This window comes from Hymenobacter piscis (assembly GCF_018760735.1).
GTDB classification, from domain to species: Bacteria; Bacteroidota; Bacteroidia; order Cytophagales; family Hymenobacteraceae; genus Hymenobacter; species Hymenobacter piscis.
In genome coordinates this window covers 175,156-189,874 of the sequence record NZ_JAHHZN010000007.1, presented here as the reverse complement: position 1 = coordinate 189,874, position 14,719 = coordinate 175,156, and the positions used below count along the sequence as shown (strand labels likewise).

General features: G+C 59.5%; 14 protein-coding genes. 4 read left to right on the top strand and 10 right to left on the bottom strand.

Features of this window, described 5'->3' with window-relative positions; genetic code table 11:
- Nucleotides 1-26 precede the first annotated feature (26 nt).
- The 6 genes from KLP40_RS10010 to nuoK all read right to left on the bottom strand — a co-directional run bounded on the left by KLP40_RS10010 (nucleotide 27) and on the right by nuoK (nucleotide 7,535).
- Entirely contained in the window at nucleotides 27-1,127 is a 1,101-nt protein-coding gene (locus KLP40_RS10010) for a S41 family peptidase (protein ID WP_215593631.1), read from the bottom strand.
- Between the two features lie 290 nt (nucleotides 1,128-1,417).
- Complete coding sequence (locus tag KLP40_RS10005) at nucleotides 1,418-2,830, bottom strand: NADH-quinone oxidoreductase subunit N (RefSeq protein ID WP_215593630.1); 1,413 nt, start codon at nucleotides 2,828-2,830, stop codon at nucleotides 1,418-1,420.
- Nucleotides 2,831-2,959: 129 nt separating this feature from the next.
- Nucleotides 2,960-4,429: a complex I subunit 4 family protein gene (locus KLP40_RS10000; RefSeq protein WP_215593629.1), complete on the bottom strand. Its 1,470-nt coding sequence runs from the start codon at nucleotides 4,427-4,429 to the stop codon at nucleotides 2,960-2,962.
- Nucleotides 4,430-4,472: 43 nt separating this feature from the next.
- On the bottom strand, nucleotides 4,473-5,096 hold the full coding sequence (locus tag KLP40_RS09995) for a hypothetical protein (RefSeq protein WP_215593628.1): 624 nt from the start codon (nucleotides 5,094-5,096) through the stop codon (nucleotides 4,473-4,475).
- Between the two features lie 28 nt (nucleotides 5,097-5,124).
- Nucleotides 5,125-7,071, bottom strand: a complete 1,947-nt coding sequence (gene nuoL, locus KLP40_RS09990) for an NADH-quinone oxidoreductase subunit L (RefSeq protein WP_215593627.1) — start codon at nucleotides 7,069-7,071, stop codon at nucleotides 5,125-5,127.
- 131 nt (nucleotides 7,072-7,202) lie between these two features.
- Nucleotides 7,203-7,535: an NADH-quinone oxidoreductase subunit NuoK gene (gene nuoK, locus KLP40_RS09985; protein ID WP_215593626.1), complete on the bottom strand. Its 333-nt coding sequence runs from the start codon at nucleotides 7,533-7,535 to the stop codon at nucleotides 7,203-7,205.
- A 210-nt stretch (nucleotides 7,536-7,745) separates the two neighbouring features.
- On the opposite strand from nuoK, the gene KLP40_RS09980 reads away from it, so the two are divergent.
- The 4 genes from KLP40_RS09980 to KLP40_RS09965 all read left to right on the top strand — a co-directional run bounded on the left by KLP40_RS09980 (nucleotide 7,746) and on the right by KLP40_RS09965 (nucleotide 11,544).
- Nucleotides 7,746-9,761, top strand: a complete 2,016-nt coding sequence (locus tag KLP40_RS09980; protein WP_215593625.1) for an SWIM zinc finger family protein — start codon at nucleotides 7,746-7,748, stop codon at nucleotides 9,759-9,761.
- A gap of 38 nt (nucleotides 9,762-9,799) precedes the next feature.
- A complete protein-coding gene (locus KLP40_RS09975; protein ID WP_215593624.1) occupies nucleotides 9,800-10,261 on the top strand; it encodes a MaoC family dehydratase in 462 nt (153 codons plus the stop codon).
- A 189-nt stretch (nucleotides 10,262-10,450) separates the two neighbouring features.
- Nucleotides 10,451-11,056 (top strand): RNA polymerase sigma factor, encoded by a 606-nt coding sequence (locus KLP40_RS09970; RefSeq protein WP_246558749.1) that lies wholly within the window; start codon nucleotides 10,451-10,453, stop codon nucleotides 11,054-11,056.
- A 122-nt stretch (nucleotides 11,057-11,178) separates the two neighbouring features.
- A complete protein-coding gene (locus tag KLP40_RS09965) occupies nucleotides 11,179-11,544 on the top strand; it encodes a hypothetical protein (RefSeq protein ID WP_215593623.1) in 366 nt (121 codons plus the stop codon).
- A gap of 57 nt (nucleotides 11,545-11,601) precedes the next feature.
- Here KLP40_RS09965 and KLP40_RS09960 read toward each other — a convergent pair whose 3' ends face one another.
- From KLP40_RS09960 to nuoH, 4 genes are all read right to left on the bottom strand, one after another.
- Nucleotides 11,602-12,177: a hypothetical protein gene (locus tag KLP40_RS09960; RefSeq protein WP_215593622.1), complete on the bottom strand. Its 576-nt coding sequence runs from the start codon at nucleotides 12,175-12,177 to the stop codon at nucleotides 11,602-11,604.
- Between the two features lie 125 nt (nucleotides 12,178-12,302).
- Nucleotides 12,303-12,815, bottom strand: a complete 513-nt coding sequence (locus KLP40_RS09955; RefSeq protein WP_190784932.1) for an NADH-quinone oxidoreductase subunit J family protein — start codon at nucleotides 12,813-12,815, stop codon at nucleotides 12,303-12,305.
- Nucleotides 12,816-12,916: 101 nt separating this feature from the next.
- On the bottom strand, nucleotides 12,917-13,480 hold the full coding sequence (locus KLP40_RS09950) for a NuoI/complex I 23 kDa subunit family protein (RefSeq protein WP_044014266.1): 564 nt from the start codon (nucleotides 13,478-13,480) through the stop codon (nucleotides 12,917-12,919).
- Between the two features lie 153 nt (nucleotides 13,481-13,633).
- A complete protein-coding gene (nuoH, locus tag KLP40_RS09945; RefSeq protein ID WP_215593621.1) occupies nucleotides 13,634-14,713 on the bottom strand; it encodes an NADH-quinone oxidoreductase subunit NuoH in 1,080 nt (359 codons plus the stop codon).
- Between the last annotated feature and the right edge of the window lie 6 nt (nucleotides 14,714-14,719).

The following is a 14,719-nucleotide window of genomic DNA, read 5'->3' as shown; positions in this document are numbered from 1 at the left end:
GGCGGGGCGGGCGGGTTGCGGGCGGGCTAGCGGGGAGCCCGCTGCCGGGCCATTGCCAGGGCCTGCTGTAGCACCGGGTCCTGGCCCTGAGCCAGGGCGGCGGCCGTATTTTCGATAACCACATCCGGCTGCACGCCCACGTCTTCCAGCAGCTGGCCGGCGGGAGTGGTATAGCGCTGATGGGAGAGGGTCACATCGAGGCCGTTGGGTAAGGTCACGCTGTACATGTCGGAGAGCATGCCTTTAGTGGCGGTGCCTATGTGCGTCACCTGGGGCAACGTGCTCAGGGCAATGGTCAGATCCTCGGCGGCGCTGGCGGTTTGGTCGGAGGTGAGCAGGATGACCGGCCCGGTGAAGCGCGGGCCGGCGGCGGGCGTCACGTACACGGGCTGCGGCGCCGTGAACCGGTCGTAGCCGCCGGGCTGGCGCAGGGCTTTGTAGCTGGTGAGCTGCCGCTCGGTGGCGAAGTGGCCGGCCAGCTCCACGCCGCTGTGCCCGCCGCCGTCGTCGCGGATGTCGAGCAGCAGTACCTGGCAGCCACTCAACTGCTTCAGCGCCTGCGAAAACAGCTTCTCCAACCGCTGCTGGTCCTTCTTCTCCTGCGCGTCGGTGCCGATGGCCCCGCTGATGTCAGCGAAGTTGCGGGTTAGGTGCAGGTAGCCAATGCCGCCGCTGCGGCTGACGTAGAGCGGCTGCTTGCCTTTGAAATCGGGCCCCAGTCCTTTTAGCGGCCCGAAGCCGGCCGCCCGCAACTGCTGCGTGGCTACCCGCCAGAACTCGGGCTGCACGGCCTTAAAGGTTTGCTTGAACGTGTTGCGGCGGCTTTCCCCCTTGAACAGGATGGTTTCGCCCCGGCTGATGGTGATGTGCCCATCCTGCAGCGGCGCCACCATCAGGCCGAACACCTGCACCAAGGAATCCGGCGGCGTCTGGGCCGTAATGAGGGGGCGGTAGGCGCGGTAGGTGGCGTCCCAATCCACTTGCTTCAGTGGGAAGAAGGCGTAATGGTCGCGGAAGGTCTGCCAGAACTGCTCGAAGCTCTGCTCGGGCAAGCTGGGGGCAGACGCCGTTTGAGCAGGAGCAGCAAATGGGAATACCAGGCAAAACAGAAAGCCGACGCGTTTCATAGCACAGATAAGGAACGGTGAATATTGGCGCAAGTAAGGCAAACTGCCGGTAACGGTTCGGTGCGCAGTACAGTGCGGAAACGATGTAGAGACGCAATATTTTGCGTCTCTACGTTGAACGATGGGGTGGGGCACGGACGCAACAACATCAGCAATGATGAGACGCAAAATATTGCGTCTCTACAACTCACGACGGAATATTCACCAGCATTTTGGCAGAGGTTGGCAACAAAAAAGCGTCTCCGCCGGAGAGGCAGAGACGCTTTTGAAGCTTGTGGAAGCGTGGTGGTTTACAGCGCGCCGGCTACCAGACCGGGCAGCACGCCCAGCAGCACTGTGAGGGCCACCAGCAGCAGCAGCGCGCCGGCCTGGAAGGTGGTAACGGGCACGGCTTCGGCGGTTTCGGCGTCGATGTCGCGCATGTACATGGCAATGATGGGGCGCAGGTAGTAGTAAATGCTCACCATCGACATCACCACGGCAAACACTACGAGGCCGATGTAGCCATTCTCCACGGCGGCCGAAAACACGAAGAACTTGCCGAAGAAGCCACCCGTGAGCGGAATGCCGGCCAGGCTCAGCATGGATACCGTGAGCGAGAAGGCCAGCAGCGGGTTGGTTTTGGCCAGCCCGTTCAGGCCGTTGTAGTCCTCGCGCATGCGGGCATCAGCCACCAGCTTCACCACCCCGAAGGCGGCTACTGTGGCTACCGAGTACGCCAGCGAGTAGAACAAAATGCCGTTGGCCGAAGCGCCTTCCAGCTGACCGTTGTAGGCTACCAGTGCAATCAGCAGGTAGCCGGCGTGGGAGATGCTGGAGTAGGCCAGCATGCGCTTGATGCTGGTCTGGGCCACGGCGCCTACGTTGCCGATGAGCAGCGTGAGCACGCACATGGCGGTGAGGGTGGGCAGCCAGATACCCTGGGCGTTGGCGGCCGGGAAGGCCTGCACCAGCAGCTTCAGGAAGGCGGCGAAACCGGCCGTCTTCACAATGGTGCTCATGAAAGCGGCGAAGAACGTGGGCGTACCCTCGTACACGTCGGGCGTCCAGAAGTGGAACGGCGCGGCCGATACTTTAAAGCCGATACCAATCAGCATCAGCAGCATGCCAATGTAAAGCATCGGCTTCAGCGACTCGAAGCCGGGAGCCGGGTTCTGCACCGCGAAGCTGATTTCGCTGAGCACGAACGTGCCGGTAGCGCCGTACAGCAGCGCCATGCCAAAGAGCAGGATGCCGGTGAAGAAGGCGCCCATGAGGAAGTACTTGAGGGCGGCCTCGTTGGAGCGCAGGTTGCGCTTATCGGAGCCGGCCAGCACGTACATGGCCACGCTCAGGATTTCGATGCCCAGAAACAGCATCAGCAAGTGGTTGTAGCTCACCAGCATGATAGCCCCCACCAGCGAGAACAGCAGCAGCGAGTAGTACTCGGCCAGGTTGCTTTCGCCGTCGAGCACGTATTTCTGGGAGAAGGGAATCAGCACCAATGCCGTGAGCAGCACGATGCCGGTGAAGGCCACCGAGAAGTTGTCGATGGTGAGCATGCCGTGGAAGAACGACTCAGACGTGCCCCAATCGAGGAAGTTCACCGTCAGCACCAGGCCCAGGATGAGCATCATCACGGGCAGCAGCAGCCGGTTGGAGCGACGGAACCCCAGGAAGAGGTTACCCAGGCCCAGAACGGAAAGTAGAATGATGGAATTCATATGGTCGGCTGGAGTTCCCAGGGCGGAAGCCCTGGGCTATGGAGCGTGTACAAATGCGGCCCGAATAGCCAGAAGTAGAAGCAGAACCGCTGCGTAGCCCAGGGCTTCCGCCCTGGGACGCGGGTGGGATTACCGTTTTACTACCTCGTTCAGAATGTTCATCACGCTGCCTTCCGACAGGTGCAGGAACGTGTTGGGGAACAGGCCAATCCAGAACACCAGCACGATGAGCGGCACCAGCAGGGCCAGTTCCGAGCCGGTGAGGTCGGTGAAGGTTTCGGTGAACGAGGAATCGGGGCCGAGCATCACGCGCTGAAACATGCGCAGTAAATACACCGCGCCCAGGATGATGGTGACGCCGGCTACCGCGCCCATCCAGTGGTTGAACTGGTATACGCCAGCCAGCAGCAGGAACTCGCCCACGAAGCCGTTGGTGAGCGGCAGGGCCACCGTGCCCAGCAGCAGCACCAGGAAGCACACCGTCAGGACGGGGGCTTTGCGGGTGAGGCCGCCCAGGTCGGCGATGTGGCGGGTGCCGGTGCGGCGCTCAATGGCGTCGGCAATGAAGAACATGCCCACCACGTTCACGCCGTGGGCCAGCATCTGAATGGCGGCGCCCTGCAAACCCATCTGGGTGAGCGAGAACACGCCGGCAATCATCAGGCCCACGTGGGAGAGGGAAGAATAGGCAATCAGGCGCTTCACATCCTGCTGCCGGATGGCAATGATGGCGCCGTAGATGATGCCGATAATGGCCAGAATCAGTACCAGGTTCTGCCAGTAATCCGTGCCAGCGGGCACCACTGGCAGCAGCCAGCGCATGCAGCCGTAAATGCCCATTTTCAGCATGATGCCCGAGAGCAGCATGGTGGCCGGGGCCGGGGCCTCGGTGTAGGTGTCGGGCTGCCAGGTGTGGAAGGGGAAGATGGGCATCTTCACAGCGAAGGCCGCGAAAATCAGCCAGAATACCCAGATCTGGGTTTCCACCGGCAGGTTGAGGGCGTAGAACGAGGCCAGGGCCGAGTTATGGGCCGAGAGGCCATCGGCGGCGGGGCCGGTCTGGAAGTAGAGGTACACGAAGCCGGCCAGCATGAACAGCGAGCCGATGATGGTGTACAGGAAGAACTTGAACGTAACGCGGGCCCGGTTTACGCCGCCCCACACGCCAGCCAGGAAGTAAATCGGAATCAGGGCCACTTCCCACATGAAGTAGAACAGAAAGGCATCCTGAGCCGTGAACACGCCCACCAGACCGGTTTGCATGAACAGCACCAGCGCGTAGAACACCGACTCGTTCTCGAAGTTGCGGCGGAAGGCGCTCAGCAGAATCACGGGCACCAGCACGGCCGTCAGCAGTACCAGCAGCAGGCTCAGCCCGTCCATGCCCACCGCGAACTGAATGCCGGCCGAGGGAATCCAGTTCAGGTCGAAGCTGAATTGGCCGCTGTTGTTGGTGTTGAAAGTGAAGGCCGCGTAGGCCGCCAGCGCAAATTCAACCAGGGCCGCGCCCAGCGCCGGAACCCGGGCCGCACGGCCTTTGAAGAAGTGCAGCAGCAGGGCGGCCGCCACGGGCCAGAGTAGAAGAAGGACAGTCAGCATGCTTTACTGTGAGGGTGCGGTTTGGGGCAGAAGTGTAAAATAGTTATATGCCCAAGTCTTTTTTTAGGGTGCTATAGTCCATATTTTGTATGAATGGTAATGTTACATTCTGAGTTATGATATCATAAATATGAGCAAAAGGCATTTTATATGAATCTATATTCTCAATACCTAGTCCAGTTGTCTTTTCTAAAGCAGCTGTTCTCTTATCACCTAGAAAACCTGATGCCAGCCAGAGCATCACTAAATGATTAGTTATGTAGTTTGCTATGTAACCTATTGCAATCTGTTCATATGCATCCTCAGCTGTTTCTTTATCATAGCTATTTGATGCGCTAATGAATTGCTTAAAACCGCTGTACTGTATACCAGCGTAATTTTTACTCGGATTAGATTCGAGTAAATTTTGAAAATTTATGGCTGCAAGCTTTTCAGATTCTTTTGAGTATCTGATGTGAACATCAGTAAAAGCTTCGTTGATTGACTGATGTCTTTGCTTTTCTTCAAATCCTTCATTCATGCTGGCAAAAGCATTTTCCATAGATGCTTGCCTGTAAAATGTATTTAATACTATTTTCTCACAAAGAATATTTTTAGGATAACGTTTGCGCCATTTTTTTAAAAAATCAATGGCTTGCGAATAGTGTTGATTGATGAATGCTGACATTTTTTAGTAATTATTATTTTGAGAAAAATTAAAACTTCACAAAGTTCAGCGCCATCACCAGCACGATACCCACCACCATCAGGATGAGGTAGGTTTCTACGGAGCCGGTTTGCACGTAGCGCAGGAGCTGGCCCCCGCCCATGGTCAGGCGGCCGAAGCCGTTCACGATTGGGTCGATGATGCCGTTTTCCACGTAGCGGAACAGGCCGCGCGAGAGCCACATGATGGGGCGCACGAACAAGGCGTTGTACAGCTCGTCGATGTAGTACTTGTGGTAAATCAGGTTTTCGAGAAAGCCGCGCGACTCGCCGTCTTCCACCGGGCGCACCCCGCGGCTCACGTACTGCACGTAGGCCAAGATAATGCCCAGCACGCCCGCACCCACCGAGAGACCGATGAGCATAAGCTCGGTGGCGTGGTCGGCGTGTACGCCGAAAGCGGCCGGGTTCAGCTGCTTGGAGTAGGTGAACAGCGGCGCGAGGTAGTTGGCGAGGTAGGCGTTTTCCTCACCCAGGAAGAAAGGCGCGTTCATGAAACCACCCACGGCGGCCAGAATAGCCAGCACGATGAGCGGCAGCGTCATGGAAGCCGGCGACTCGTGCAGGTGGTGCTTCTGCTCCTCGGTGCCGCGGAACTCACCGAAGAAGGTGAGGAACAGCAGGCGGAACATGTAGAAAGCCGTCAGGAAAGCCGTGAACAGGCCCACCGCGTACAGCACTTTGCTGTGCTCGAAGGCGTGCAGCAAAATTTCATCTTTGGAGAAGAAGCCTGAGAAGGGCGGGATGCCGGCAATGGCCAGACAGCCTACGAAGAAGGTGATGAACGTAATGGGTAGCGACTTGCGCAGGCCGCCCATGCGGCGCATATCCTGCTCGTTGCTCATGGCGTGAATCACGGAGCCCGCGCCCAGGAACATCAGGGCCTTGAAGAAGGCGTGCGTGAGGACGTGGAACAGGGAAGTGCTGTAGCCCATCACGCCCAGGGCCAGGAACATGTAGCCCAGCTGCGAAACGGTGGAGTAGGCCAGCACTTTCTTGATATCGTTCTGAGCCAGGCCTATGGTGGCGGCAAACAGCGCGGTAGCCGCGCCGATGATGGCAATAACTTCGAGGGTATCGGGGGCCAGCGTGAACAGCACGTTGGCGCGCAGAATCATGTAGATACCGGCCGTTACCATGGTAGCAGCGTGAATCAGGGCCGAAACCGGGGTGGGGCCGGCCATGGCGTCGGGCAGCCAAGTGTAGAGCGGCAACTGGGCCGATTTACCAGTAGCGCCTACGAACAGCAGCAGCGTAATGGCCGTTACCACGCCCGTGCCAATCTGCAGCGTGCTGGCTTTCTGGAACACCTCGGCGTACTGTACCGAGTCGAAGGTCAGGTAAATCAGGAAGATGCCCAGCAGAAAGCCCAGGTCACCGACGCGGTTGATGATGAAGGCTTTCTTGGCGGCGTTGTTGTAGGCGGTGTTCTTGTTCCAGAAGCCGATGAGCAGGTAGGAGCAGAGCCCCACGCCTTCCCAGCCGATGAACAGAATCACGAAGTTGGCGCCCAGCACCAGCACCAGCATGCTGAACACGAACAGGTTCAGGAAGCTGAAAAACTTGCCCACGTTCTCGTCGTGGTGCATGTAGCCGATGCTGTACACGTGAATCAGGAAACCCACGCCCGTCACCAGCAGCAGCATAATCAGGCTGAGCTGGTCGATCTGATAGGAGAAGGGAATCTGCATCGAGCCGACCGTAATCCAGTCGAACAGCGTGACGGTGTACTGGTACTGGAAGTTCAGGAACAGGAACACCGAAATGGCGAACGAGCCCAGCACCGCCAGGCTGCTGATGGCGCCGGCCACCGTGCCCGAGAGCTTGCGGTTGAGCAGCCCGTTGATCAGAAAGCCCAAAAACGGCAGCAGCGGAATAAGCACGTACAGAAACGTGGAGTACGGCGCGCCGGCAGCGGGGATTACAGTTTCTTGCATAAGTCAGGGATGCAGAAGTACGTCTGTCATCCTGAGCGCAGCGAAGGACCTTATCACGTTAGAACGGTAATCGTTCAGAAATAATCCAGACGTGATAAGGTCCTTCGCTGCGCTCAGGATGACATGGCAAATCAGAACTTCAGGCGGTTGAGCAGAGTGACGTCGGTATTCTGCAGGTTGCGGTAGATCATCACGATGATAGCCAGCCCGACCGCCACTTCGGCGGCGGCCACGGCCATGATGAAGAACACGAAAACCTGCCCGTTGGGGTCGGCGCGGTAGGCCGAGAAGGCCGTCAGCAGCACGTTCACGGCGTTAAGCATCAGCTCCACGCACATGAAGATGATGATGGCGTTGCGCCGGGTAAGTACGCCCACCACGCCAATGGAAAACAGGGCAGCGGCGAAGAAGACGTAGTACTGAAGAGGAACCGTTTGGATAACCTGCGGTATGTTCTGGTCCATGCGGTAGCGTTGACGGCGGAACGAAGCCCCGGCCGGTAAAATCGGGCAGGGGCAAGTAGGGGGCAAAGGTATCCTGAAAATCGGAAAACGCCACCCTTTAAATTGGACTGATTGCAGCGGTTTGGAGGGCGAAGATTCGCTGCGGAAATGCCCGGGATGGCAGATGACAGGCTGGCTTTGTACTTTCGCTCATCTTCACTCTTCGCTTCTATGCTCACGCTCGAGGACATCCGCCAGCAGGCCACGGCCGCCAGTTTCAGTCGGGGACGGGCCTACTTTGAGGAGGGCGCGGTGGGCCGGGTGCGGCACCGGCCGGCAGACAACGCCTTCTCCGCCACCGTCAGCGGCACCGAGGACTACGACGTGGAACTGACCGTGGACGACGAGGGGCCGGAATTCTGGTGCAACTGCCCTTACGACTACGAGGGCATCTGCAAGCACAGCGTGGCGCTGGGCCTGGCCGTGCTGGAAAAACTGGAAGCTGAGGCCGCGCCGCCGAACAGGATAAAATCAACTCCGAAAAACGGGGCTGAACCAGCCGGAGCAACCACGGCCGGAGTGGAGGCGCGGGCAGAAACCGTGTCGGCCTCGGAGCTGGAAGCGGCCCTGCGCGACGTGCCGAAGCCCGAGCAGCTGAAGTTTCTGGCCCGGCAGCTGCGCGAGAACCCCCGGCTGGCGCGGGCATTTCTCACCCAGTTCGTCGGTCCGCCGCTGCCGCCCGACCCGCTCGATGCCGACCCCACCCTGCCCCGCCTGGAAGACCTGCGCGACGAGCTGCGCCGGAACCTGAGCCGCCTGCGCTTCGACTACAACAGCCTAGCTGACGATGACGGCACGGCGCCGCGCATCCTGTACAAAGAAGGCATGAAAGGTCGGTTTCAGCCAGCGCTGGAACAGCAGATTGGGCCGGTGCTGCAACCCGTGCTGAGCCCCGTGGCCGACGCTATCCAGTACGCGCTGGTGCAGGGCCGACTGGCCGAGGCGCTGCGCCGCTGGCACGGGACGTGGCTGGGCATTGCAAGTACGAAAAAGCCGTCCGCCGACGCGTACAACCTGTTTTACGGCAATTACTACCCCCGCCACGTGGCGGAAACCTGGCTGGCGCTGCTCACTGAGTCGGGCGTGACGCAGCGGCTGGGCCGGCAGGCATTTGCGCCCGAAGAAGTGGCCCGCTGCCTGCCGGTACTGGTGCGGGCGGTGCTGGAGCCGGCGCGGCCGGGCGCGGCATTTTTTCCGCCCGTCAGCTTCGCGCCGCCGCTCGTGCTGCCCGACATAGATATGGAGCTGCTGCTGGCCGTGGCCGTGAACCCCACGGTGGCCCCCGCCCTGCGGGAGGTGCTGCAGCCTCATCCGCACCGGCTGCCGCTGCCTCTGCAGCTGCGTCTGGCGGAAGGCTGCCGCGACTGGCAGGCCTGGGAGCCGCTGGCCGCGCAGCTGGCCCCTACCGATGCGCAGGTGCTGCTGGAGCTGCTGCAGTTCTACCGGCAGCAAAACCGCCCCGCCGAGCTGGTGGCCCTGGCCGAAAAGCATTTCACCAAACACCTGTTTCTGCTCAGCGACTTTGTGCTGGAGCACCTCACGCCCGAGGTCAGCCGCCCGCTTTACGTGCGCGCCCTGACCGTGCGCCTGGAAAAGCGCGCCGATTTCACCGATTTCGAGGCCCTGACGGCGCTCTGGACTAAAAAGGAGCGGGCAAAGTTTGTGGCGCGGGTGCTAACCCTGAAGCAGCCGCCGTTTCCGGTCCCGTTGAAAGCCCGGGTGCTGGTAGCCGAAAACCGGGCCGGCGAGGTGCTGCCGCTGCTGCTGTCTTTGCCCTGGCACACCAAAACCCACTACTCCTACTGGCGCCCGCCGGTGCCTAGGCTTGACCTGAGCACGCTGCCCGAGCTGCTCCAGCTCTCCGCCCGCTTTCAGCCCGAGGCCACCCTCGATGCCGTGATGGAACGCATCGAAAGCTACCTGGAACAGACCAGTCTGCGCTCCGTAGAGCTCTACCAGCACGCGGCCCAGTGGCTGAAAGCCCTGCACGAAGTGCTGCTGCTGCAGGAGCAGACCAGGCTGTTTGCCGAAGGATTATATGTCAAATTCAGTCGCCTGAGTTACCTGCGCCGGGAGCTGCGCGCGGCCGGCCTGCTGCCCGAGCCTGAGTTGAAACCCACTCTGCCGGCCCGGAACGGCTCCGCGCCGCGCCCGGGTCGCAAACCGAAAAACCCGTTCGGCCGCTAACCTGTATCTTCGGGCACCTCTTTCCTTTTCTCTTATTCATGAGCATTATCATTGGCAGCCTAGCCGAACTGCAGCAGTACGAGGGCCAGGAGCTGGGCATCACGGCCTGGCACACCATCACCCAGGAGCAAATCAACCAGTTCGCGGCCGCCACCCTGGATTTCCAGTGGATTCACACCGACCCCGCGCGGGCGGCCGCGGAGTCGCCGTTCGGCGGCACCATTGCCCACGGCTACCTCACGCTCTCGTTGCTGCCCTACTTCTGGCACCAGCTGGTGCAGGTGGAAAACCTAAAGATGCAGGTGAACTACGAAATTAGCGAGTTCCGCTTCAACCAGCCGGTGCTCGTGGATACGCCCGTGCGCCTGCACGCCACCCTGCTGGCCGTGAAGGATTTGCGCGGCATCGCCAAGGCCAACATCGGCGTGAAAATGGAAATCGAAGGCAACAAGAAGCCCGCCTACACTGGCGTCATTACGTTCCTGTATCACTTCTTGTAAGGACGGAAACCACCTGTCATCCTGAGCGCAGCGAAGGACCTTATCACGTCAGCATGAATCGGTGAAACGATTATTGAGCCGACGTAATAAGGTCCTTCGCTGCGCTCAGGATGACAAGTGGTTGGCTTACCGATAAAATTTCGCTCGCCAGTAAAGTATCTTCCGGCACTTCCCGTCTGTGTCAGCAGAATGGAAACTCTTGCTTTATCACTCGACGCTGCGCGGATGACGGCCGGCCACCAGGACCTGCAGATACAGGAAGCTGTGCGCACCCAGCGCAAGCGGCTGCTGGCGTTTATCCGCCGCCGCATCCCCAATGAGGCCGAGGCCGAAGACGTGCTGCAGGACGTGTTTGCCGAGCTGGTGGAAAGCTACCGGCTGATGAAGCCCGTGGAGCAGGCCGCCGCCTGGCTGTTCCGGGTGGCCCGCAACAAAATCACCGACCTCTACCGCCGCAAAAAGCCCGTTTCGCTGGAAAACGAACTGGCCGCCCACGCCTCCGACGGCGACGAAAACACGCTCCTGCTGGCCGACATTCTGCCCGCCACTGACGACGCACCCGAAAACCGCCTGCTGCGCGAAACCCTCATGGAAGCCCTCAGCGACGCGCTGGCCGAGCTGCCCGCCGCCCAGCGCCAGGTATTCATCTGGCACGAGTTGGAAGACAAAACCTTCCGCGAAATGGAGGAGGAAACCGGCGTCCCGCTCAAAACCCTGATTTCGCGCAAGCACTACGCCGTGCAGCACCTGCGCAAACGCCTCCGCACGCTCTACACCGAGCTGTTTACGGATTAACCAGAACGTCATGCTGAGCTTGCCGAAGCATCTCGCGTGCTGACGTTGCAATGCTATTCTTACATCAGCACGCGAGATGCTTCGGCAAGCTCAGCATGACGTGCTTCTAAAAACCACCCGAAATGAACCGCTCCTTCCGCCTGTTACACGGCCTCAAAATACTGCTCCTGATTACGCTGTTCCTGGCCGTGGCCGGCTACGTGACCATGCGCCTCTGGAACTGGCTGCTGCCCGACCTGTTCAACCTGCCCCTCATCAGCATCTGGCAGGCGCTGGGGCTGCTGGTGCTTTCGCGCATCCTGTTCGGGGGCTGGGGCGGCCGCGGCTACCGCGCCGGCTGGGCCCGCAAGCGCCGCCAGTGGAAGCAGCAGATGGAAAGCCGCCTGGAATGCCTCACGCCTGAGGAAAAGGAAAAATTCCGCCAGAAAATGGAAGGCGCCTGCACCGGCCCCGCCTGGATGCGCCGCCGCAGCCCGGAAACGGAGTAGGCGGTTTTGGAGAAGTAATAAAGCAGCAGCGGCACCTTAAGAATCAAGTGCCGCTGTTTACTTCAGGTAGTGTGCCGCCAGTAGAATGGTGTATAGCCATGAGGTATACACAATGGTGTAGGTAAGAGCGTAACGCACGCTCAGGCCAAGCTGACCTCGGCACTCGCGCCCATGTCGCAACGCGAAACGTAGGGCCCTGAAGAAAACCCAATACAGAACGGCACTGAGCACCAAGAATACTGCCCAAGCAACGGCGGCGAATACCCATAGCAACGCCACCGCGAGTACGGCTACCACCAGCCACGCCAGAATTCCCAGTATAAGCGCTCCGTAGCCTTCATCAGCTTCAAAACTCAGATCCAAGTTGCCAGTGCTTAGTTCCGGAAAATCGTCCGGGAAGGGTACGCGCTTGATGTGGTCTATCAACTTGCCGAAGTTGTCGTGCATCCAGACACCTTGAAACAGGCTTACGGTGAGGAAAGACGAGAAGGCCGCCGACAGAATGGTAAGAGAAATGAGGGAGTCTTTAAACAAGCTCCAATCCTGCCGCAGCCCCAGAAACCATACTGCCAGAACGGTGGCAGTGGAAATAAGCACAGTATAAATGAACGGTTGGCGAGCTGGGAGCTTCATAGCAGTTGTTATAGCAGGCTCAATCTAACAGGTGTAGCCTAATACCTCCTATGCTACTATAAAAAAGCGCGGCGGCTGATGCATCAGCCGCCGCGCTTGGTTTCCACTGAAGCCAGCGGATAAAACTAGAAGTTTCGCTCGCCTACTTCGCGCTTACCGAGCATTACGGCACCTACCATGGCTACCAGAAACAGCACGGAGGCCAGCTCGAAAGGCAGCAGATAGTCGGTGTAGAGCTTCATACCCAGCTGGTCTACCATACCGATCTGCGAGTTGAACGCGGTGCCGGCCGCTACGCCGGTGGGCGTTACGTCTTTCAGGGCCGCCACGAGGATGAGCAGAAGGGAGCCACCGGCTACGGCCGCGGCAATCTTGGCCAGGGCCGGCTTGTGCGGCTCCGTGTCTACGTTCAGGTTCAGGAACATAATCACGAATAGAAACAGCACCATGATGGCCCCGGCGTACACGATGATGTTCACGGCCGCCAGAAACTGCGCGTTCAGCAGCAGGTAGTGCCCCGACAGCGAGAAGAACGTCAGAATCAGGAACAGCACGCTATGCACCGGGTTTTTGGCGAACACCACACCCAGCGCGCTCAGCAGCGCCACGAAGGTCAGAAAAAGAAAGATTGGAGACATGGAGTGAGTTGTCAGTTGGTGGTTGTCAGTTATCAGTTTGAAAGGCGATAATCAGTTATGCAGCGCAAGAGCCCTGACAACTGATTACCAGCAACTGACAACTAGCCAATGCGGGCCCGCAGCGTGGTAGCCTGGTCGGCGGTGAGCTGGATGCCGCGTACGGAACGCTCGTCCGGCGACACGGGCTCTACCAGGCGGTCCTTGCCGTAGATGAACTCGTCCCGCTCGTAGCGCGGCGGAGCCATCTTGTCGGGCTGGAGGTAAACGGCAGCTTTGGGGCAGGCTTCCTCGCAGAGGCCGCAGAAGATGCACCGCAGCATGTTGATTTCGTAGCTGATGGCGTACTTCTCCTCGCGGTAGAGGCCTTCCTCGCCCTTTTTCCGCTCGCCGGCCACCATCGTAATGGCCTCGGCGGGGCAGGCTACGGCGCAGAGGCCGCAGGCGGTGCACCGCTCCCGGCCCTGCTCGTCGCGCTTGAGCACGTGCAGGCCGCGGAACGTGTTGGAGAAGGGCCGTACTTCCTCGGGGTAGCGCACGGTGGCCTTCTTCATGAAGAAGTGGCGCATCGTGATGCTCAGGCCCTGGAAGATAGCCGGTAGGTACGCCCGCTCAGCCAGCGTCATCGGCTTTTTTTCTAGCTTCTTGGCTCGGTTGGTGAGTTGCATATAGTCAGTTACGAAAACTGTCGAGTGTCATACTGAGCGAAGGCGCAGCCGTAGCCAAAGTATCTCTACCGCAGCAGTAATCAGATTACTCTGGCGACGAAGCGGTAGAGATGCTTCGGCAAGCTCAGCATGACAAGAGGTATTGAAAGGTACTTAAATCACGCCGGCCAGAATGAGGCCACCGGTGAGGACGATGTTGAAGACGGCCAGCGGGATGAGGATGGTCCAGCCCAGGCGCATCAGCTGGTCGTAGCGGAAGCGCGGCAGGGTCCAGCGGATCCACATGAAGAAGAAGATGAAGGCGAAGATCTTTAGGAACAGGCCCACGGTGCCCAGCAGCGTAATCAGGTTCTGGGCCGAAGCCAGCTCCCAGCCCTGGCTGCTCACGAACCAGTCGCGCAGCTCGTACTGGAAGGGGAAGTTGAAGCCGCCGAAGTACAACACGCTCATCACGGCCGACACCACGAAGATGTTTACGTACTCCGAGAATAGGTACAAGCCCAGCTTCATCGACGAATACTCGGTGTGGTAGCCGCCCACCAGCTCGGTTTCGCACTCGGGAAGGTCAAAGGGCGTGCGGTTGGTTTCGGCAAAGGCGCACACCAGGAAGATGATGAAGCCCAGCGGCTGTTTCACGATGTTCCAGACGTGCCACTCGCCAGCTACCGACTGCTGCAGCGTGATATCACGCAGGCTGAGCGTACCCGAAATCATCAGTACCGCAATCAGGGCCATGCCCATGGCCAGCTCGTAGCTGATGTTCTGCGAAGCGGCGCGGATGGCACCCAGCAACGAGAACTTGTTGTTGGAAGCCCAGCCGCCAATCATCACGCCGTACACGCCCAGCGACACCACGCCGAACACCCACAGCATGCCGATGTTCACCTCAATGCCTTGCAGGAAGAACAGGTTGTTGCCGAAGTTCATGATGTTGCCGAACGGAATTACCGCCGACGACATCAGGGCCGTAATCATGGCCAGGCAGGGGCCGAACACGAACAGCGCCTTGTTGGCACCGCCGGGGAAGAATTCTTCCTTCGTGAACATCTTCACGGCATCGGCCAGCGGCTGCGCCAGGCCGTAGGGGCCGGCGCGGTCGGGGCCCACGCGGTCCTGCAGAAATGCGGCAATTACGCGTTCCGCGTAGGTGCAATACGTCGCAATCAGCAGCGAAAGCGCGAATACGACGAAGATGACAATGGATTGCCAGCCTAGTGCGGGTAGTTCAATCATTGGGGG